This is a genomic window from Paenibacillus sp. FSL K6-1217 (genome assembly GCF_045040735.1).
Classification (GTDB): Bacteria; Bacillota; Bacilli; order Paenibacillales; family Paenibacillaceae; genus Paenibacillus_AQ.
This window is the reverse complement of record NZ_CP150271.1, coordinates 5,121,421-5,141,504: the sequence shown is the minus strand read 5'-3', so window position 1 is coordinate 5,141,504 and position 20,084 is coordinate 5,121,421. Positions and strand designations below refer to the sequence as shown.

18 protein-coding genes are annotated in these 20,084 nt (G+C 50.2%); 10 read left to right on the top strand and 8 right to left on the bottom strand.

What is annotated here, in order from left to right; all coding sequences use genetic code 11:
- Window positions 1-43: 43 nt before the first annotated feature.
- Both MHH28_RS22705 and gyrA read right to left on the bottom strand, forming a co-directional pair.
- Entirely contained in the window at window positions 44-1,144 is a 1,101-nt protein-coding gene (locus MHH28_RS22705) for an HD-GYP domain-containing protein (protein ID WP_405105785.1), read from the bottom strand.
- 159 nt (window positions 1,145-1,303) lie between these two features.
- On the bottom strand, window positions 1,304-3,847 hold the full coding sequence (gene gyrA, locus MHH28_RS22700; protein WP_405105783.1) for a DNA gyrase subunit A: 2,544 nt from the start codon (window positions 3,845-3,847) through the stop codon (window positions 1,304-1,306).
- A 295-nt stretch (window positions 3,848-4,142) separates the two neighbouring features.
- On the opposite strand from gyrA, the gene MHH28_RS22695 reads away from it, so the two are divergent.
- Complete coding sequence (locus tag MHH28_RS22695) at window positions 4,143-5,039, top strand: YheC/YheD family protein (RefSeq protein ID WP_405105781.1); 897 nt, start codon at window positions 4,143-4,145, stop codon at window positions 5,037-5,039.
- Window positions 5,040-5,130: 91 nt separating this feature from the next.
- Here MHH28_RS22695 and gyrB read toward each other — a convergent pair whose 3' ends face one another.
- The 6 genes from gyrB to dnaA form a co-directional block, all read right to left on the bottom strand.
- A complete protein-coding gene (gene gyrB, locus MHH28_RS22690; protein WP_405105779.1) occupies window positions 5,131-7,041 on the bottom strand; it encodes a DNA topoisomerase (ATP-hydrolyzing) subunit B in 1,911 nt (636 codons plus the stop codon).
- 46 nt (window positions 7,042-7,087) lie between these two features.
- Window positions 7,088-7,336 carry an extracellular matrix regulator RemB gene (gene remB / locus MHH28_RS22685; protein ID WP_036728071.1) on the bottom strand — a complete coding sequence of 83 codons (249 nt, stop codon included), beginning with the start codon at window positions 7,334-7,336 and terminating at the stop codon, window positions 7,088-7,090.
- Between the two features lie 16 nt (window positions 7,337-7,352).
- A complete protein-coding gene (recF, locus tag MHH28_RS22680; RefSeq protein ID WP_405105777.1) occupies window positions 7,353-8,471 on the bottom strand; it encodes a DNA replication/repair protein RecF in 1,119 nt (372 codons plus the stop codon).
- A 20-nt stretch (window positions 8,472-8,491) separates the two neighbouring features.
- On the bottom strand, window positions 8,492-8,722 hold the full coding sequence (gene yaaA, locus MHH28_RS22675) for a S4 domain-containing protein YaaA (protein ID WP_340945799.1): 231 nt from the start codon (window positions 8,720-8,722) through the stop codon (window positions 8,492-8,494).
- A gap of 47 nt (window positions 8,723-8,769) precedes the next feature.
- Entirely contained in the window at window positions 8,770-9,912 is a 1,143-nt protein-coding gene (dnaN, locus tag MHH28_RS22670; RefSeq protein WP_173134714.1) for a DNA polymerase III subunit beta, read from the bottom strand.
- A gap of 196 nt (window positions 9,913-10,108) precedes the next feature.
- Window positions 10,109-11,455: a chromosomal replication initiator protein DnaA gene (gene dnaA, locus MHH28_RS22665; RefSeq protein ID WP_405105774.1), complete on the bottom strand. Its 1,347-nt coding sequence runs from the start codon at window positions 11,453-11,455 to the stop codon at window positions 10,109-10,111.
- A 457-nt stretch (window positions 11,456-11,912) separates the two neighbouring features.
- On the opposite strand from dnaA, the gene MHH28_RS22660 reads away from it, so the two are divergent.
- The 9 genes from MHH28_RS22660 (at window position 11,913) to noc (ending at window position 20,068) form a co-directional block, all read left to right on the top strand.
- Window positions 11,913-12,107 (top strand): hypothetical protein, encoded by a 195-nt coding sequence (locus MHH28_RS22660; RefSeq protein WP_405105772.1) that lies wholly within the window; start codon window positions 11,913-11,915, stop codon window positions 12,105-12,107.
- Window positions 12,108-12,205: 98 nt separating this feature from the next.
- The gene (gene rpmH, locus MHH28_RS22655; RefSeq protein WP_039295761.1) at window positions 12,206-12,340 is read left to right on the top strand and encodes a 50S ribosomal protein L34; all 135 of its coding nucleotides are present in this window, start codon (window positions 12,206-12,208) and stop codon (window positions 12,338-12,340) included.
- A 356-nt stretch (window positions 12,341-12,696) separates the two neighbouring features.
- Entirely contained in the window at window positions 12,697-13,047 is a 351-nt protein-coding gene (gene rnpA, locus MHH28_RS22650) for a ribonuclease P protein component (RefSeq protein WP_405105769.1), read from the top strand.
- An 87-nt stretch (window positions 13,048-13,134) separates the two neighbouring features.
- Window positions 13,135-14,073: a YidC/Oxa1 family membrane protein insertase gene (locus MHH28_RS22645; RefSeq protein WP_405105767.1), complete on the top strand. Its 939-nt coding sequence runs from the start codon at window positions 13,135-13,137 to the stop codon at window positions 14,071-14,073.
- Window positions 14,070-14,804: an RNA-binding cell elongation regulator Jag/EloR gene (jag, locus tag MHH28_RS22640; protein WP_405105765.1), complete on the top strand. Its 735-nt coding sequence runs from the start codon at window positions 14,070-14,072 to the stop codon at window positions 14,802-14,804. The genes MHH28_RS22645 and jag overlap by 4 nt, the downstream gene beginning before the upstream one ends.
- Window positions 14,805-14,911: 107 nt before the next feature.
- Entirely contained in the window at window positions 14,912-16,288 is a 1,377-nt protein-coding gene (gene mnmE, locus MHH28_RS22635; RefSeq protein ID WP_405105763.1) for a tRNA uridine-5-carboxymethylaminomethyl(34) synthesis GTPase MnmE, read from the top strand.
- Between the two features lie 15 nt (window positions 16,289-16,303).
- The gene (mnmG, locus tag MHH28_RS22630) at window positions 16,304-18,190 is read left to right on the top strand and encodes a tRNA uridine-5-carboxymethylaminomethyl(34) synthesis enzyme MnmG (RefSeq protein WP_405105761.1); all 1,887 of its coding nucleotides are present in this window, start codon (window positions 16,304-16,306) and stop codon (window positions 18,188-18,190) included.
- A gap of 3 nt (window positions 18,191-18,193) precedes the next feature.
- Window positions 18,194-18,916 carry a 16S rRNA (guanine(527)-N(7))-methyltransferase RsmG gene (rsmG, locus tag MHH28_RS22625; RefSeq protein WP_405105759.1) on the top strand — a complete coding sequence of 241 codons (723 nt, stop codon included), beginning with the start codon at window positions 18,194-18,196 and terminating at the stop codon, window positions 18,914-18,916.
- A gap of 336 nt (window positions 18,917-19,252) precedes the next feature.
- Window positions 19,253-20,068, top strand: coding sequence for a nucleoid occlusion protein (noc, locus tag MHH28_RS22620; protein ID WP_405117215.1), 816 nt, complete (start codon window positions 19,253-19,255; stop codon window positions 20,066-20,068).
- Window positions 20,069-20,084 lie beyond the last annotated feature (16 nt).

Genomic DNA, 20,084 nt, shown 5'->3' with positions numbered 1-20,084 from the left:
GGCTAACAAGTTAGCATAGCTCTCAGCTCCTCTATCCGCGTGCTTAAGCAATAATCTCCTGAATATGCAGTTCCCGTTCATTGACCAGATTAACGATGTTGCCTTCAACCTGAACCATGGGTCTTGTCGGGTTGTTACGGTCGGTAAATATGATTTCCCCATGACGTCCGTCGCTGAGCCGTATCCGTGTACCGTTGTATAAGTCCGTAGTCTTTTGAATGAAGGTCTGAACAATCACCGGATCTAGCTTGCCGAAGCTCTCCTTCTGCAGCTGCTCCAGTACCAGATAAGGCGACTGCGCCTTTCTGTAGGCTTTTCCCAGTGTCATGGCATGGAAGATATCGGCGACGGCAACAATCTTGGCGTAGAAATGAATCTGGGAGCCATCCAGCCTAAGCGGATAGCCTGACCCGTCTATCTTCTCATGGTGCTGCAAGGCGGCCAGTCTGACCCCCTCGTTAATCGCTGTGACATTGCGCAGCAGCTGATACCCGTATGTAGTATGTCTGCGAACTTCGTCGATCTCTGTACCGCTTAGGGGAGTCGGCTTCTGCAGCAGCGCTTCGTCTACCTTAATGTTGCCGATATCATGCAGTAAGCCGGCAAAAGCAGCCTGCAGCCAATCCTTCTGGGGATATCCGCACCATTGGGCGATCCTATAAGAAGTCAGGGCAGACAAGACCGCATTATGATAATTATATTCCTGATCTAACAGCACGCGCGGGGCAAACTTTAAGACATGATAGTCCTTCAAATGGGTAATCAGCAGCTCAAGCTGACTCCGCAGCTCGAAGATCGGAAGTGCCGCAGCGGCGGCTGCACGGTAGCTCTGCTTGATCAGCACCAGCATTTTCTCATACTCATCATGAAGCGGTGAATTACTCTTGGCCAGCACCGACTCATTAATCAGGGCACCTGTCTTGGCGGCTTGTTGCTTCACTGCCGGTTTTGCGCTCTCTGTCGTCTTGTCTTCTCCTTGCGCCCCTTCAACCTCAACCTGTCCGATCAAAAAAGCCTGCAAAATCTCAATATCCCGGGGCAGAATGATCTTGCCCTTCCCGAACAATACTCCTCCTAAAGGAGTGATTACATCCTTAATAATCTTTGAACCCGCTTTGATCTCTCCAACGGATATGTTTGGCATACCTTAAGCCCCTTTATGTCGGTGACACCTGTAATTCTCTAATTATAGTATGGAACCCGGGAAGCGGCTAGATAGAGAATTCCCGTTTACTCATTGCGAGGGTGCAAAAAAAGAGCATAGGCTTCTGTAGATCAGAAACCCATGCTCTCCTGCAAAATATTATTCGAGATTGTCGTCTTCGTCCACAGCGTCCGCTTCAGGCTGGCTGGCTTCGCCATCGCCTTCTGCCGGAACTTCTTGAATGAAGTCTTCGCCGTCCTCGTGCTCTGACAGCTCCTCGTCCTCTTTGTCCGCTCTGCACAGTGTGGCCACTGCATCATCCTCGCGGATGTTGATCAGCTTCACGCCCTGTGCGTACCGGCCCATTGTAGAAATTCCGTCCATACTGGTACGGATCAGGGTACCGCTGGTCGTAATAATCATCAGGTCCTCGTCCTGCTTGACAACCTTCAGCCCGACAACCGGCCCGTTCTTGTCCGTAAGGTTAATCGTCTTGATACCCTTACCGCCACGGGTCTGGGACCGGTAGTCACCGGCGGGCGTCCGCTTGCCGTAGCCCTTGGTGGTTACGATCAGCACCTCAAGCTCCGGATCTACGCAGTCCATGCCAATGACATGGTCATTGGAATCAAGCGTAATCCCCTTCACTCCGGTAGCACTGCGGCCCATTGAGCGCACATCATTCTCCGAGAAGGTAATCGACATTCCGCGTGCAGTCCCGATAATCAGATTCTGCTCACCGTCGGTCAGCTTCACTTCAATCAGTGAATCCTCTTCACGGAGATTGATGGCAATCAGGCCGCCCTTGCGGATGTTATTGTAATCTTCCAGAGGCGTCTTCTTCACAATTCCCTCACGGGTAGCGAAGAACAGGTATTTATCGCTGTCTGCTTCCTCCACCTGGATGACCGCGCTGATCTTCTCACCCTGCTCAATTTGAATCAGGTTGATGATCGGCGTCCCCCGGGCAGTGCGTCCAAGCTCCGGAATCTCATAGGCCTTGATCCGGTACACCTTACCCTTATCGGTGAAGAACATCAGGTAGTTATGGGAGTTGCTCACGAAGAGATGCTCCACAAAATCCTGGTCCTTGGTGTCCATCCCGATGACACCGCGCCCGCCGCGCTTCTGGCTGCGGTAGGTGTTGACCGGAAGACGCTTAATGTAACCGGTGTGGGTGATTGTAATTACAACCTCTTCACGCGGGATCAGATCCTCGTCAAGAATACTCTCTTCCCCAACCGTAATTTCTGTACGGCGGTCATCGGAGTACTTATCCCGAATCTCCTGCAGCTCATTGCTGATAATATCCAGCACGAGATGCTCGTTAGCCAGAATCTCACGGTATTCAGCGATTTTGGCCAATAATTCGTTATATTCATTCTCAATCTTCTCGCGTTCCAGACCGGTCAGGCGCTGCATCCGCATATCGAGGATCGCCTGGGCCTGCTCTACGCTCAGACTGAAGGTCTCCATCAGGCCCTCACGGGCAATGTCGGTGGTGCGTGAGGCGCGGATCAGGGCAATAACCTCATCCAGATGATCCAGTGCTATCCGCAGACCTTCCAGAATGTGTGCCCGTGCTTCCGCCTTCTTGAGGTCGAAGATGGTCCGGCGGCGTATGACTTCGATCTGATGCTGCAAATAGTGATACAGTACATCACGCAGGTTCAGAATCTTCGGCTCCTTATTGACGATCGCCAGCATGTTGATCCCGAAGGTGGACTGCATAGAGGTATGCTTGTAGAGATTGTTGAGTACAACGCTCGGGTTCACATCCCGTCTCAATTCAACCACTACGCGCATTCCGTTACGGTCAGACTCATCACGCAGATCCGTAATGCCCTCGATGCGTTTCTCACGCACCAGCTCCGCAATCTTCTCTACGAGCCGGGCTTTGTTCACCTGGTAAGGAAGCTCATGCACAATAATCTTTGCCTTGCCGTTATTCTCTTCAATGACCGCTTTGGCACGCATGGTAACCGATCCGCGTCCGGTGCGGTAAGCCTGACGGATTCCTTCCCGGCCCAAAATATAACCGGCTGTCGGGAAATCCGGGCCTTGAATATATTCCATAAGCTCCATAGGTGTAATATCCGGATTCTTGATCATCGCCTGTACTCCGTCAATGACCTCACCGAGATTATGCGGAGGAATGTTGGTAGCCATACCCACCGCAATCCCGCCTACACCATTGACCAGCAGGTTGGGATAACGTGCAGGCAGAACTACAGGCTCATTCTCTTCGCCGTCATAGTTGGGAGCGAAATCAACCGTTTCCTTGTTCAGATCACGGAGCATTTCTCCGGCAATTTTGGACAGGCGCGCTTCGGTATAACGCATCGCAGCTGCCATATCTCCGTCGATGGAACCGAAGTTACCATGACCGTCTACAAGCATATAGCGCATGGAGAAATCCTGTGCCATACGTACCATTGTTTCGTAGACTGCCGAGTCACCGTGAGGGTGATACTTACCGATAACCTCACCGACGATTCTAGCTGACTTCTTGTGTGGCTTATCCGAGGACATTCCAAGTTCCGACATCGCAAACAAAATGCGTCGGTGAACAGGCTTGAGTCCGTCCCGCACATCCGGCAAAGCCCGGCTTACAATGATGCTCATTGCGTAATCCATAAAGGATTCGCGCATTTCCACGCCAATGTCCCGATCCCTGATTTGCGGGTTATTTTGTTCAGCCATGAGTTGGTGGACCTCCTTCAGTTAAAAACCGCTACCCTATATTATATTACTTTCACAAAACCAGCACAATTAAACATGATAGCCTGTTATCGTCTATATTGATTTTCTTTTAGTACGGATAAGGATATACGCCCTCTCCGCTGCTGTCTTCAGTACATAGACTGTAGAGACAAGAGGATTGGCTTCATGCCCCTGTTTTCGTCCCAAAAAGCATAATCTCATATCCTTATATTATAACATTATTTAGCTTTCTTGTCCTGAAAATTCGCTATGCGTAAAGAAACGGAGGCAGAACATGAAGATTCAGCGCGTGTCCAGTAAATGGGCAAAAACGAAAGTCATTCTGCAAAACCGTCACCTCTCGGTCTACATTCCCGAAACGCGTAAATACGGCCTGGAGGAGCTTAAAGAAATGCTTCATCTGCACGGCACGGTATATATCAAACCCGACCGCGGCACCTATGGCAGCGGAGTGATGAGAGCCGAGCAAAGGATAGTGCACTTAAGTCCCAGCGGGCAGCAGCCTGATACCGATGAGCCGGAAGCAGAATCCGAAAGCAGTGAAGCAGAAGTACCGGCAGAGCCGAAGCTGATGTATATCCTGCGCTATGCAAAGGATGCCGAGGTCTTTCATAGCCCCGAGGAGCTTCATGCTGCGCTGTTGCCCCGGGTTGGAGACCGCACCTACCTGATCCAGCAAGGCATTGATCTGCTTCAGCATCAGAACCGTCCCTTCGACCTGCGCGTGCTTACCCAGAAGAATCCTCAGGGCAGCTGGGAGTCTACAGGCATGCTTGGCCGGGTCGCCGCGCCGCAGAAGGTGATTACGAATTATCACAGCGGGGGCAGTGTTTTCCCGGTAGATACCCTGTTCAAGGAGCATATGAGTTCTGACGAAATGTCTGCAACCATCCAGCAGCTGAAATCTCTGGGCGTCAGAATCGGGGCGCAGCTCGAAACGGCTTATCCGGGCCTCAAAGAGCTCGGGCTTGATGTAGCTATGGACCAGCATCACGATCTATGGCTGCTTGAAGTCAACACCTTACCCTCACTCATTGTTTTCAAACTGTTCCCGAACAAAGCGATCTACCGGAGAATACACCGTTATGCTGTGGCCTACGGGCGGTTGAAGCCCAGCCGGAAGGCCGTGCCCAGCCGCCGCAAGCGCGTATCCCGCGTATCCAACGTATAGCTCTATGTATTCAACTGGCAAGCCTCTTATTGTTATAAAAAACCTCCGGCTTCACCCGCAAGGGATGATCCGGAGGTTCGCTGTAAACTGATCAAATATCCAGGTTCTTGACCGATTGTGCATGCTCCTGAATGAATTCGCGGCGCGGTTCGACATTGTCCCCCATCAGGGTGTCAAAGATACTGTCCGCCAGCATGGCATCCTCAATGGTCACCTGCAGCATGGTGCGGCTCTCAGGGTCCATCGTAGTGTCCCAGAGCTGAGCGGCGTTCATCTCACCGAGACCCTTGTAGCGCTGAACGTTAACCTTCACGTTCTCGCCGAAGGTGGAAATGATCTCATCACGCTCCCGCTCGCTCTGTGCATAGCGCACAACCTTGTTGCGCTCGATCTTGAAGAGCGGCGGCTGGGCGATATAGATATATCCCGCATCGACAATCTTCCGCATGTAACGGTAGAAGAAGGTCAGCAGCAACGTTCGGATATGGGCACCGTCAACGTCCGCATCGGTCATGATAACCACCTTGTGGTAACGCGCCTTCGAGAGATCGAAATCATCGCTGATCCCGGTTCCGAGAGCAGTGATAATTGCCCGGATTTCCGCATTGGACAAGATCCGGTCCAGCCGGGCCTTCTCAACGTTCAGGATCTTGCCGCGCAGCGGCAGGATGGCCTGGAAATGACGGTCCCGGCCCTGCTTGGCAGATCCGCCCGCAGAGTCACCTTCGACGATGTACAGCTCACTGATGGATGCATCCTTGGAGGAGCAATCCGCCAGCTTGCCCGGCAGGGCACTGACTTCAAGCGCGCTCTTGCGGCGGGTTAGCTCACGGGCCTTTTTGGCCGCTTCACGGGCACGGGAAGCCTGCAATGACTTCTCTAGCACCTTGCGCGAAACGGCAGGGTTCTCTTCCAGGAACTCCTGCAGCTTCTCGCCGAATAGCGATTCTACAATCCCGCGGACTTCACTGTTGCCGAGCTTTGTCTTGGTCTGGCCTTCGAACTGCGGCTCAGGAATCTTGACCGAGATAATCGCCGTCAGACCCTCCCGGACATCATCCCCGGTCAGATTCTGACTGCTGTCCTTGATTACGCCGGCCTTGCGTGCGTAGTCATTAATGATCCGCGTCAAGGCACTCTTGAAGCCGGATTCATGCGTTCCGCCTTCATGGGTATTGATATTATTAGCGAACGAATAGATGTTCTCTGTGTATGAATCGTTATATTGGAGAGCCACTTCAACCGCGATCATATCCCGTGAGCCTTCCACGTAGATGGGATCCTCATGAAGAGCTTCTTTTTTCTCGTTAAGGTATTTCACATACTCCACAATACCGCCTTCATACTTGAACGTATTGTTGACCCCGGTCCGTTCATCCAGCAGTGACAACTCAATGCCCTTGTTCAGGAAGGCCAGCTCCCGGATACGGGTAAGGAGCGTGGAGTATTCAAAAGTAGTGGTTTCGGTAAAAATATCCGGGTCCGGGTGGAAGGTGGTGGTGGTCCCCGTCTCCTCTGTATCCCCAATCACTCGGATGTCATATTGCGGCACGCCGCGGTTGTATTCCTGCTGGTAGACATGCCCGTCACGCTTGACGGTAACGACTACCTTCTCGGACAAGGCGTTAACCACAGATATCCCTACGCCGTGAAGACCGCCGGACACCTTGTAACCCCCGCCGCCGAACTTACCGCCCGCATGCAGGACAGTCATGACCACTTCAAGCGTGGACTTCTTCAGCTTGACGTTCTCACCGACAGGAATTCCCCGCCCGTTGTCAATAACAGTCACACTATTATTTTCAGTAATTATGACTTGAATCCGGTCGCAAAAACCTGCCAGCGCCTCATCGATACTATTATCGACAACCTCCCAGACCAAATGATGCAGACCTTTGGTGCTGGTGGAGCCAATGTACATGCCGGGACGTTTCCGGACCGCTTCCAGCCCTTCCAGTACCTGAATCTGGCTCTCATCATATGTCGGTTGATTCATTGACATGCCTTCACCTACTTCTTTCAGATTATCTCATGTAACTTGTGGAACCTTATATTTCTAACAAGATCTTGGCTCTTTTTTTGAGAGTGGAGGAGGAGATCGGGGAGTAGTAGACAGTATTCCTGGTTACGACAATAGACTTCGCTTCCTCTTCACCAATGCGTTCCAGCTTCTTATCCTGCTGGGAATGAGTCATAAACTGCTTCGATACCTTGGAGGATTTCTCAATCGATATATCAAATATAGCAATCAGCTCTGAGGATCGAATAATTTTTTCTCCGCCCAAATGAATATACATGGTCTTCCTCCGCTCTTTATAGCCCCACTTTGCCGCCATGAACATGATACAGGATTGCACCCTTTAATTTATCAGCATTCAGTCCCTCTACACCGGTAGCGGTGATGAAGGTCTGCACCTTGCTCTGAAAGGTTTCGATGAGCTGGGTCTGACGATAGGGATCAAGTTCGGACAAAACATCATCAAGAAGCAGCACAGGATATTCTCCGATCTCCTCATGGATCAGTTCAATTTCCGCCAGCTTGAGCGATAAAGCTGCCGTACGCTGCTGTCCCTGGGAACCGTAGACCTGAGCCTCTCTTCCGTTGATAAAAAAGGACAGGTCATCCCGATGGGGACCCGTCAGCGTCATGCCGCGCCTGATTTCCTGATCTCTTGTTTGTGATAACTTTAACATAAAATTGTCCAATAAGACAGCTTCATCTTCCTCTTCACGCTCACCAAACGAGGGGACATAGAGCAGTTTGAGCTCTTCTCCGCCGTTTGTGATGCCCCGGTGGATGCTTTCTGCCCATATTTGCAGCTTCTTTATGAATTGTTTCCTTTTTTTGACGATTTTAACACCATGTTCTACAAGTTGGGCATCCCATATGTCCAGAAGCTCCCTGCCGCCAGCCTCTTTGCCCCATAGCTGCTTCAGCAGATTGCCCCGTTGGACGAGAATTTTCTGATACTGCTGCAGATGGAACAGGTAGCTCGGCTGGACCTGGCCAATCTCCATGTCAAGGAACCGCCGCCGGATTCCCGGAGTGCCTTTGACAATCTCCAGATCCTCCGGAGCAAACATCACCACATTCAGCGAGCCTACGAATTCGCTTAGCCGGCGCTGCTCCAGCCCGTTAATTCTGGCCTTCTTGCCCTGCGGGGACAGGGTCAGCTCAAGCTTGAGATCCCCGTATTTACGCTCCACTTCAGCAACAATCTGTGCGGAGCCCGACGGGGCATCGAAAGAGATCAGCTCCTTGTCCTTGGAGGTCCGGTGGCTTTTGGTCATCGCAAGGACAAACAGAGCCTCCATCAGATTGGTTTTGCCCTGGGCGTTCTGCCCGAGAATGAGATTCACATCGCCCAGATGCTCAAGACGCAGCAGCCCATAGTTACGGTAATCCTGCAGTCCGATATTTTTGACAAACAAGAGCCTGTTCCTCCTTAGGGTTACTCCTCCTTGACTCCGCCGCCCTCAACTTCAAACACGCCGTTATCCTGTACCTCTATTCTATCACCCGGGTAGAGCTTCCGGCCACGGCGTTCTTCAACCTCTCCGTTCACCTGCACATGCCCTTCCTGCAGCAGCGCCTTGGCCATTCCCCCTGTGGATACACAATCTGCAAGCTTCAGGAACTGGTCGAGCTTAATATATCCACTGTGGATAACTATTTTTTTCATGATTTTAATCCTTTCAGCCACTTATCCACATGTTGATGAACAGGGCGTTAATTAGTTGTCCGGTACGGCAAAATCACATACAGGCTGCGGCTCTCGTCGAGCGGCCGCAGAATGATCGGACTCATCATACCGGTGAAGGCGATCACGAGCTGCTCGCTCTCCACGACCTTCAGCACATCCAGCATATATTTGGAGTTGAAGGAGATGCGCAGCGGCTCGCCTTTGAAATCGATCACTTCCAGCTCCTCACGGACCTTACCCAGCTCTGACGAGCTGGAGGAGATCTCCACATCGCCGTTCTCCAGGGTCTGCATGCGGACGATATTCGTTTTTTCTTCACGGGACAGCAAATAAGCGCGGTCAATCGATTCGCTTAATTTTTTAGTGTCCAAAGTTAGTTCTGTTTTGTAGGTGGTTGGAATAATTCTAGAAGTATCCGGATAAATGCCATCCAGAATCCGCGAATAGAACAGCACTTTGTCGATTTTGAACAGGACCTGGTTATCGGCGACGACAATATCCACCAGCATATTCTGATCAGGGATAATTTTGCTGAGCTCGTTCAGCGTTTTGCCGGCAATGACAATATTCGCAAACTGGATACTCTCGGTACCTTCCAGGTGTGCAGCTCTGGTGGCGAGCCGGTGGCGGTCGGTAGCCGTGAACTTGAATTCATTGTCGGCCAGATTCCACAGAATGCCTGTCAGGATCGGTGTTGTCTCTTGGGTGGAGATGGAGAAAGCGGTCTGCTTGATCATATTCTTCAGCAGATCACCGGGCATGGAGATGGTCTCATTCTCCTCAATGCTTGGCAGAACAGGGAACTCTTCAGGATCAAGGCCCACAATCTGGATCTCCGTAGAACCGGAGGAGATGTAGGTCTGGAAGCCTTCTTTGACTTCCATGTGAATTTCTTTGGAGGGCAGCTTCTTGATAATCTCAACGAAAAACTTGGCGGGAAGCACTACACTGCCCGGCTGCTCTACCTTGACGATCGTCTGGCTGTCATTCTCGGCAGGGATGAAGGATTGAATGGAAATATCCGTATCGCTTGCAGTCAGGGTAACGCCCTGATGGCTGACCTCAAACTTAATGCCGGTCAGAATAGGAATTGTGGTTCTGCTGGAGATCGCCTTAGAGACATGTCCTATGGATTCGTTGAGTTCATTTTTGAGAATGCTGATTTTCATGATTTCACTCCTAGCTGAAAAATTGGGAAATGGGTGTACGTAATTCCTCTTTGAAACCTGCTCTTAGAAGATGAATTATTATAGTTATTTAATAGTATTAGTAGTAGGGGCTCCGTTTATGTGGATAAGTCGCTAAACAGCATAAAATTAAGCCTACCCACATGTGTATAGATTGTGTATAGGCTCTTTGTTCCTCTTAGGAAGGATTTTTAATTTTCTCCGAAAGATTATTTACCACTTTGTAGAGCTCCTGGTCCACCTTTAATTGCTGCGTAATCTTCTCATGGGCATGGATAACAGTCGTATGATCGCGTCCTCCGAAGGCCTCGCCGATCTTGGGCAGCGAATAATCGGTCAGCTCACGGGAGAGATACATGGCAATCTGCCTTGGAAAAGCGACGGCCTTCGTGCGTTTCCGCGCTTTGAAGTCCTCCATGCGCAAATTGTAGTATTCACCGACCCTTTGCTGAATATCGTTGATGGTGATCATCTTCGGACGGCTCGAAGGAATGATATCCTTCAGCGCTTCGGCGGCCAGATGTGTTGTCACATCCTGGTTCGTCAGCGAAGAATAAGCCACTACACGGATCAGCGCACCTTCAAGCTCCCGGATATTCGTGTCGATCTGGTTGGCGATGTACATCATGGCTTCGTTCGGGATATCCAGGTTCTCCGCCTTGGCCTTCTTGCGCAGAATGGCAATCCGCGTCTCGAGATCGGGAGGCTGAATATCTGTAATCAGACCCCATTCAAACCGGGAACGCAGCCGTTCTTCCAGCGTGGGAATTTCCTTCGGAGGCCGGTCGCTTGAGATGATAATTTGCTTGCGTTCTTCATGAAGGGCATTGAACGTATGGAAAAATTCCTCCTGCGTTGACTCTTTGCCGGCCAGGAATTGGATGTCGTCAATCAGCAAAATGTCAACATTGCGGTACTTGTTGCGGAAGCTTTCGCCGCGGTTATCACGGATAGAGTTAATGAATTCATTCGTGAACTTCTCGGAGGAGATGTAAATCACCTTATTGTTGGGGTTATGCTCCAGCACATAATGGCCGATCGCATGCATCAGGTGAGTTTTTCCGAGACCTACGCCTCCATACAGAAACAGGGGATTATAGGCTTTGGCTGGCGCTTCGGCTACAGCAAGCGAGGCTGCATGCGCAAAACGGTTGCCTGAACCGATCACGAACGTGTCGAAGGTGTATTTCGGATTGAGCAAATGGGTCTGTGCTTCTTCCCGTGAAACGACAGGAGTAGGCGCGCTTTGCTGAACAACAGGCTCGGAGGGCTTGCTCTCTTCAATTACAAATTTGACGTCCACCTGCTGTCCGGTAACTTCGTATACCGTTGCTCCTACCAGTTTGGTATAGCGACTTTCCAGCCATTCTACGGCAAAGGTTGTAGGCGCCGAGATGATAAGAGCCTGGGAATTGAACGTCATGGCCTTGGTGGCCTTGAACCAGGTATCAAAGCTCGGCTTGCTTAGTTTGGTTTGAATAATCGATAAAATTTGCTGCCATAATTCGGAAGTATGGCTGTCCACAGACTGTCACTCCTTTAAATCTTCCAAATGTGGCATCAGCCATGAGTGGAAATGTCGAAGAAAATGGGTTGGTGCTGAATCTTATCCCCAGTATGCAAGTTCAAGAGACAAAAAAATATGGATAAACTTGAATTGTTCACAACTTTATCCACAGCTTGTTGATAATTTATTGAACAAACAAATCTATTCACATTCAAAAGTAATACCATCATAGCAAAACGCCCCTTATTTTTCAATGAGCCACGCTATTTTATCCACAAATTCAATCACTTGTGTATAATTTTTAAGCACACCACTACATATTGTTGATAATTTGTTTACCGTTCGACAGATTTTGCGGAGACGCGATTTTTTTTATACACAGGTTGTGCTCACCTGTGAGCAAATTCTGCTCACAATTAATCACAGGTGGATAACTGGACAGGCCTGTGGATTATTATTTTGGAAGTGCCCCGTTGTGGATAAGCGGTTATTAGGTAAGATCTGCGGGGGCGGGCATGCTGGGGATAAATTTGCGGCGGGTATAGAGGCGGTATCAAGAAAAAGAAGGAAGCTGAAAAAAGAGGGAGAGAGAGACAAGGTTGACTTTTACGGCAATGATGTGTTTAAATATATAAAGGTGTTTTCTGTGAGGATATGTCTCCAAATTTAATTGATAATACTTGTAGATACTGTCCCTACTTTAAGGGCGGCTTAGTCCGTTTCTGCTAATATGACAGTAATTATGTTCCTGTAAGGGAGGTGCAATACATGAGACCGACATTCAGACCAAATGTGAGCAAACGCAAGAAGGTGCATGGTTTCCGCAAAAGAATGAGCACGAAAAACGGCCGCAAAGTGCTGGCAGCCCGCCGCTTGAAAGGCAGAAAAGTTTTGAGTGCGTAAGATAGGCCACTTTGGGACCACTGCTGTGGTCCTTTTTTACGCTGAATTTGTATAAATGATTAGGTATTTTTATTTCTCTTCTATATATAGCGCAGAATTGGATGACGCTCAGCGGGCGGATAACCGGGCACTACTTCTGCTGCTGCAACAATAAATGATAGGCTCTGCAGGGGATGATAACGCTACTGCGGGGCTTTTTTTAAATTGCAGGTTCCACAAGCCGTTTATACTTGTCTAACAGGGTGCCTCCAGGACCGCAGCGGTTACCGTTTATGGTCTGCCTTGAATGACAATACTAATTAGAAGATGAAATTCCGGAGCCTGGGGCAATTCCGGTATTTGAATAGGAGATTCCCGTGCACAAAAGTTTACGATTACGAAACCGTGCCGACTTCAGCCGAGTGTACCGCCATGGGAAGTCATTTGCGAATCATCAGTATGTGGTGTATTGGTTCCCCCGAAGAGAGGTGGAGCGATTCCGGGTAGGCATATCCGTCAGCAAGAAGGTCGGGAATGCCGTAGTCCGTAACCGGATGAGAAGGCTGGTCAAGGAGATTGTCCGCCATCATGAGGCGGAAATTGCCGGAAATCTGGACATCGTGTTCATCGTCAGAAAAGGAGCGCTGTCGAAGGATTACGGAGAGCTGGAGAAAAGCGTGCTGCATGTGCTGCGCAAAGCCAAGCTGCTCAAGGCTTTACGCAAGTAAAAGAGCCTGAAGAGGGCTTGTTTATTTGTATCCATAATTATGTTATGATTTACGGTGCAATGGAATGTTTATGAGAGGGGTTTTGAAGTGTCTCTAATGAAGACTAAGCGAGGAAAAATGTTTCTTCTCCTCGGGTTAATGGTTCTAATGATCGCTGTTCTGTCGGGATGCTCTCCGTCTGCGACAACAGTGACGCACACTACGGAGGATTTGAAAAATGGAGGCTTCTGGCAGAGTAATGTAGTGTATTATTTCGCCATTGCCCTGGATACTTTTGCGAAATGGTTCGATGGCCAGTATGGTCTAGCCGTTCTTGTAATGGTTATCATTGTCCGTACGCTGATTCTGCCGCTTACCATTAAGCAGGTGAAGAGTTCGCGCGCCATGCAGGCAATTCAGCCGGAACTTGAGAAGATTAAGAAAAAATATAAAGATGAGCCCGAAAAGGTACAGCAGGAAACGATGCGCCTGTTCCAGGAGAACAAGGTCAATCCGATGGCGGGCTGTCTGCCGCTGATCGTGCAAATGCCGATCTTCATCGCCCTATACAACTCAATCTATTACAATCCGGATCTTAGACTGCATGACTTCCTGTGGCTGCAGCTCGGCAAACCCGATCACCTGTTCATCCTGCCGCTCCTTGCCGCTGCAACGACATTCATCCAGACCCGTATGATGACCAAAATGAACCCGGTACAACAGCAGGGTCCAATGCAGTTCATGATGATGGTATACCCGGTTCTGATTTTCATCATGTCCTACAACTTCCCGTCCGCACTTCCGCTGTACTGGTTCTATAGTAATCTGTACACTATTATTCAGAACTACTTCCTGTACCGCAACAATGATAAGCACAAAGCAGCACTTGTCGCTGCCACCGCTGCTGCCAATGCAGGCAACAGCAAGAGCAAGGATGTTAACCTGACGAAGAACAAGACCAGCAACTCTAACGCCCGCAAAGATGTAACTCCCAATGCCAGAGCAAACGGAAGCAACGGGAAGAAGGGGGTCAAAAAGTCAAAATGAGCAAAGTCGTCGCGACAGGGAAAACCATTGAAGAAGCTGTAGAACGGGGACTTAATCAGCTTGGAGTTCACAAGGACCGGGTAACGGTCAACGTACTTGAACAGCCGTCAAAAGGATTCCTTGGATTGATCGGTGCGAAGGGAGCCAAGGTGGAATTAACCTTGATCCCGGAAGCCGCACCGGCATCAGCGGCGAGTGCTCCGCTACTGTCTCAGCAGACAACAAGAGAGAGCAATACAGAGGCGATCAGCGGTGTACCGCGCCAGGATTCCGGACACCCGGTGGAAGAAGCATACGTTCAGGCCGTTCATTTCATTGTAGATGTCGCCAAGAGCATGGGGCTCGAGGTGGAAGTTGAAATCGTTCATGCCAAGGAATCAACTGTTCTGCAAATTTCCGGTCCGGAGCTTGGGCTGCTGATTGGCAGAAGAGGACAAACTCTTGATGCTTTGCAGTATTTGGCTAATATTGTGGCCAACCGGTATTCCGACAGCTTCATCCGGCTGGTGCTGGATGCGGAGAACTTCCGGGAACGCCGCAAGAAGACGCTGGAGGAGCTGGCCGACCGTCTGGCCGGGCGTGTGGTAAGGACCCGCAAAGAGGTGGTTCTGGAGCCCATGTCCCCGCAGGAACGCAAGATCATCCACTCCAGACTGCAGGATCACAAGCAGGTGAACACCCTTAGCAAGGGTGAAGAGCCGAACCGCCGCGTCGTGATAACTTTGAAGTAGAACATATGCCGCAATGACTCCTTGACCTATGCGAGGAGTCATTGTTTTTTTAAAAGGACGGCAAAGCCGTTTCCACTCGATACCAACACTCAGAGGTGAATAACAACATGCTTAGTGACACTATTGCCGCTGTATCGACAGCCCTGGGTGAGGGCGGAATTGCCATCATCCGGGTGAGCGGACCGCAGGCAATCCCCCAAGTAGCCCCTTTGTTCAAAAGCCGGATCCCTCTTACGGAAGCTGATTCTCATACCGTGCATTATGGACATATCGTAAGTCCGCTGGATGGGGAACAATTGGAGGAGGTTCTGGTCACCGTCATGAAGGGACCGCGTTCTTTTACCACGGAGGATGTGGTGGAGATCAGCGCCCATGGCGGCGTAATCTCAGTAAGAAGAGTAATGGATCTGCTGCTGCAGCAGGATATACGGCTGGCCGAGCCGGGAGAGTTCACCAAACGTGCCTTCCTGGGCGGGCGGATTGACCTGTCACAGGCCGAGGCCGTGATTGATCTGATTCGTTCCAAGTCGGACCGGGCCTTCTCAGTTGCCCTTAAGCAGGTTAGCGGCTCGCTATCCGCACGTATTCACGAGCTCCGGCACACCCTGATTGAGACACTGGCCCATATTGAAGTAAATATTGATTACCCGGAGCATGATGTGGAATCCTTAACTGCCGAATTCATCAAGGATAAGAGTCAAGAGGTTATGCAAGGAATAGATAAGCTGCTTCGAACCGCCAATGAAGGAAAGATTCTGCGCGAAGGGATTACCACAGCCATTGTGGGCCGGCCCAATGTAGGGAAGTCCTCACTGCTGAACGCGCTTGCCCGCGACAACAAGGCGATTGTTACCGACATTCCCGGAACAACGCGTGATGTAATAGAAGAGTTCGTAACCATCAATAATATCCCGCTGAAGCTGCTGGATACTGCAGGTATCCGTGAAACGATGGATGTGGTGGAGAGAATCGGCGTGGAGCGCTCGAAGGCGGCATTCAGCGATGCGGATCTGATTCTGCTGGTACTGAATGCCAATGAGGAGCTTCATGAGGATGAGCTGGCACTAATGGAACAAATCCACGGTAGACAAGCGCTGGTCATCATGAATAAAATGGACTTACCGTCCCGACTGGATACGGGCAAGCTGCGCTCCTTTTTCGAAGAAGCGAGTATTGTACCGATGTCTGTGCTGGAAGAGGAAGGACTCGACACACTGGAAGAGGCGATCTCCGCACTCTTCTTCGGAGGCAAGCTGGAGTCGGGTGATCTGACTTATGTCAGCAATGTTAGGCACATAGCCTTGCTTAAGAAGGCGCATAGATCACTCCAGGATGCCTATGAAGCAGCGGAGATGCTGATTCCTATTGATATGATACAGATTGATGTACGCCTGGCCTGGGAGCAGCTCGGGGAGATTATTGGAGATACGGCGGCTGACTCGCTGCTGGACCAGATCTTCTCGCAATTCTGCCTCGGTAAATAAGAAGGAGGAACCGTTATGAATTATGATGGAGGCAGCTATGATGTTATTGTCATCGGCGCCGGTCATGCCGGCTGCGAAGCGGCCCTGGCTGCTGCACGGATGGGCTGCCGTACACTGATGATCACAATTAACCTGGATATGGTGGCCTTCATGCCATGTAATCCGTCGATCGGCGGACCCGCCAAGGGCCATGTGGTGCGTGAAATTGATGCACTGGGCGGAGAAATGGGCCGCAATATAGATAAGACATTCATTCAGCTGAGAATGCTTAATACAGGGAAGGGACCTGCTGTTCACGCTTTGCGTGCACAGGCAGACAAGTTCCTCTACCAGCACGCGATGAAAGAAACCATGGAGAAGACGCCTAACCTGACACTGCGCCAGGGAATGGTGGAGGAGCTGATCGCCCAAGACGGACGCTGTGCCGGAGTAGTAACGAAGACCGGGACAGTGTATCACAGTAAAACCGTGATTCTGACTACGGGAACTTATCTGCGCGGCAAAGTGATTATGGGTGAGCTGACATATGAGAGCGGGCCAAATAATCAGCAGCCGTCCATACGGCTGTCCGAGAATCTGCGCGAGCTTGGATTCGATCTGGTCCGCTTCAAGACAGGAACACCGCCGCGTGTCCACAAGGATACGATTGATTTCTCCAAGACGGAGATCCAGCCGGGCGACGAGAAGCTGAAATTCTTCTCTTTTGAGACCAAATCCTCGGATAATGAGCAGCTCCCTTGCTGGCTGACCTATACCTCTCCGGTTACGCATCAGATCATTAATGACAACCTGCACCGGGCGCCGATGTTCACCGGTATTATTGAAGGAACGGGTCCGCGTTATTGCCCTTCCATTGAAGATAAGGTTGTCCGGTTCAGTGATAAATCACAGCATCAGATCTTCCTGGAGCCCGAAGGTAAAAACACATCGGAATACTATGTACAAGGTCTGTCGACAAGTCTTCCTGAGGATGTACAGCTGGCAGTCCTGCGGTCTATCCCCGGTATGGAAAAAGTAGAAATGATGCGCAACGGCTATGCCATTGAATATGATGCCATGGTTCCTACTCAGCTCTGGCCTTCTCTTGAAACCAAACGTCTGCCCGGCCTATTCACTGCGGGACAGATCAATGGTACCTCCGGCTATGAGGAAGCGGCAGGGCAGGGTGTTATGGCAGGTATCAACGCAGCGCGTAAAGTACAGGAGAAGGAACCGGTAGTGCTGGACCGTTCACAGGGCTACATTGGCGTTCTGATCGATGATCTTGTCACCAAAGGAACCAATGAGCCTTATCGCCTGCTGACTTCCCGTGCGGAATACCGGCTGCTGCTCCGTCATGATAATGCGGATCTCCGCCTGACGCCTATCGGCTATGACATTGGGCTTATTACAGAGCAGCGCTATGAAGCCTTCCTTGATAAGAAGAACCGGGTCGACCGTGAGGTTATCCGTCTGCAGGAGACGAAGGTCAAACCGGTTCAAGTGAATGAAGCTCTGGCCGCTTATGGATCAGCACCGATTGTTGACGGAAGCAACCTGCTGACCTTAATGCGCCGCCCCGAGCTTGCCTACAGCTTTGTGGATCTGATCTCACCGGCTCCGGAAGAGATGGATGAAGAGATGAAGGAGCAGGTGGAGATTCAGATTAAGTATGCCGGCTATATTGAGAAACAGCTCCAGCATGTGGAGAAGCTGCAGAAGATGGAGCAGAAGAAGATTCCTGACGATATCAACTATAATGAGATTCATGGACTGGCTATGGAGGCCCGGCAAAAGCTGACCAAAATCGCTCCCATCTCAATAGGCCAGGCTTCACGTATCGGGGGAGTTACACCGGCAGATATCTCGATTCTGCTGGTCTATCTGGAGCACTACAACCGTGTAACAGCGGCGAAAGGATAATCTATGGATACAACGGTAGCCGAGTTCACGGCCCTGCTCAAGGAGCGCGGGCTGGAACTCTCCATGAAGCAGCTTGAACAATTTGAACTCTATTATCAGGAGCTGGTCTCCTGGAATGAGAAGATGAATCTAACCGGGATCACCGAGCGGAGCCAGGTATACACCAAGCACTTCTATGATTCCTTATCCTTAGCCTTCTATGTAAATATGCAGGAGACGAAGAGTCTCGCTGATATTGGCTCGGGAGCGGGATTCCCCGGGATTCCGCTGAAGATATGCTTTCCTCAGCTCAAGCTGACGATTGTAGATTCCCTCAGCAAACGGATCACCTTCTTGCAGCATGTGTGTGATACCCTGGGCTTGACCGAGGTTCAGCTTATCCACGGCCGGGCAGAGGATGTCGCCAGACAGTTTGTTCACCGGGATGCTTATGATGTCGTTACTGCCCGTGCAGTGGCCCGCTTATCGCTTCTGAATGAATTCTGTCTACCCTTCACCCGCAAGGATGGCATCTTCGCCGCGATGAAGGGGAGTGACCCGGCGGAGGAACTGGAAGAAGCCAAGCGTAGCTTCAAGGAGCTGCGTGCGGAGCTGCACAAGGTAGAATCCTTCAGTCTGCCGGTGGAAGAATCTTCCCGCCACATTATTCTTGTACGGAAGACAGGAGCCACACCATCCAAGTATCCGCGCAAACCCGGCGTACCCGCGAAGTCGCCACTGATCTAATTGTTTCACGTGAAACAACATTTGACAGTCTTCTGTTGTACAGGATCAAGCTCATGCGAAATGGGCTTGATCTTTTTATTTTTCTGGAATGACACCTCAGTTCAGACTCAATTGCAGGAAAAATAGGTCATTATGGAGAATAGGATTATTAGCGGAAAAGTGATAGAATAATATAGTAAGACTTTTAATAGATAAACAGCATGAATAGCCAGGCCGTCTTTTAAGAAAAGTGGCTAAGATTGAATTATGGATACTTTTCTTACGCTGTACGATAAGCTTTTCGCAGGAAAGGTTAAGAAGATCGTACTATAACGAAATTAGGTGGTTATGAACGGAATGAAAGAACAATTCACCAAGCTTTTTGGATTTACCGAGCGGAGCAGCGGAGAAGAGATCAAACAAATCCCGGTTCATGAGGTCATTAGCAGTCCGTATCAGCCACGGACTATTTTCGATGATGATAAGATCGACGAGTTGTGTCAGACTATCAAAACTCATGGCGTGATCCAGCCAATCGTTGTGCGTATGCGTGATTCCCAGTATGAGATTATTGCAGGTGAAAGACGCTGGCGGGCGGTTAAAAAGCTGGGCATGGAGACTATACCGGCACTTGTCCGTGAGTTCAATGATTCACAGGCTGCATCCATCGCATTGATCGAGAATCTGCAGCGTGAGGGCTTAACTTCTATTGAAGAGGCGATTGCCTATCAGAAGCTAATTGACTTGCATCAATTGACCCAGGAAAGTCTGGCCCAGCGGCTTGGCAAAAGCCAATCCACCATTGCCAACAAAATCCGCTTGCTGAATTTGCCCGAACAGGTCAAGACTGCATTAATGGAAAGAAAAATCACTGAGCGACATGCACGCTCACTTCTGTCTCTGGACAGTGAGGAGATGCAGCTTAAGGTTCTGGCTGAGATTATTTCCAAGGAATTAAATGTAAAACAAACAGAAGCACGGATTGCCTTCTACAAAGCTGTTACCCATACCAAAAAATCAAAACGGACCTCCTACACCAAAGATGTCCGTCTCGCTCTTAATACAATTCGCCAATCCATAGACATGGTGACGGGTTCAGGCATGGAGATTAAGACCTCCGAGAATGACCGCGGGGACCATTATGAGATTGTTATCCAAATTCCAAAACGATAAATGGCAACAAAAGCTG

What these genes read in the sequence shown, in the direction of transcription:
- mnmE (WP_405105763.1), top strand. Translation starts at nt 14,912, where the DNA reads ATGCTTAGTGACACTATTGCCGCTGTATCGACAGCCCTGGGTGAGGGC.
- mnmG (WP_405105761.1), top strand. Translation starts at nt 16,304, where the DNA reads ATGAATTATGATGGAGGCAGCTATGATGTTATTGTCATCGGCGCCGGT.
- gyrB (WP_405105779.1), bottom strand. Translation starts at nt 7,041, where the DNA reads ATGTCAATGAATCAACCGACATATGATGAGAGCCAGATTCAGGTACTG.
- dnaN (WP_173134714.1), bottom strand. Translation starts at nt 9,912, where the DNA reads ATGAAAATCAGCATTCTCAAAAATGAACTCAACGAATCCATAGGACAT.
- yaaA (WP_340945799.1), bottom strand. Translation starts at nt 8,722, where the DNA reads ATGAAAAAAATAGTTATCCACAGTGGATATATTAAGCTCGACCAGTTC.
- noc (WP_405117215.1), top strand. Translation starts at nt 19,253, where the DNA reads ATGAAAGAACAATTCACCAAGCTTTTTGGATTTACCGAGCGGAGCAGC.
- remB (WP_036728071.1), bottom strand. Translation starts at nt 7,336, where the DNA reads ATGTATATTCATTTGGGCGGAGAAAAAATTATTCGATCCTCAGAGCTG.
- rpmH (WP_039295761.1), top strand. Translation starts at nt 12,206, where the DNA reads ATGAGACCGACATTCAGACCAAATGTGAGCAAACGCAAGAAGGTGCAT.
- MHH28_RS22695 (WP_405105781.1), top strand. Translation starts at nt 4,143, where the DNA reads ATGAAGATTCAGCGCGTGTCCAGTAAATGGGCAAAAACGAAAGTCATT.
- MHH28_RS22705 (WP_405105785.1), bottom strand. Translation starts at nt 1,144, where the DNA reads ATGCCAAACATATCCGTTGGAGAGATCAAAGCGGGTTCAAAGATTATT.
- gyrA (WP_405105783.1), bottom strand. Translation starts at nt 3,847, where the DNA reads ATGGCTGAACAAAATAACCCGCAAATCAGGGATCGGGACATTGGCGTG.
- rsmG (WP_405105759.1), top strand. Translation starts at nt 18,194, where the DNA reads ATGGATACAACGGTAGCCGAGTTCACGGCCCTGCTCAAGGAGCGCGGG.
- jag (WP_405105765.1), top strand. Translation starts at nt 14,070, where the DNA reads ATGAGCAAAGTCGTCGCGACAGGGAAAACCATTGAAGAAGCTGTAGAA.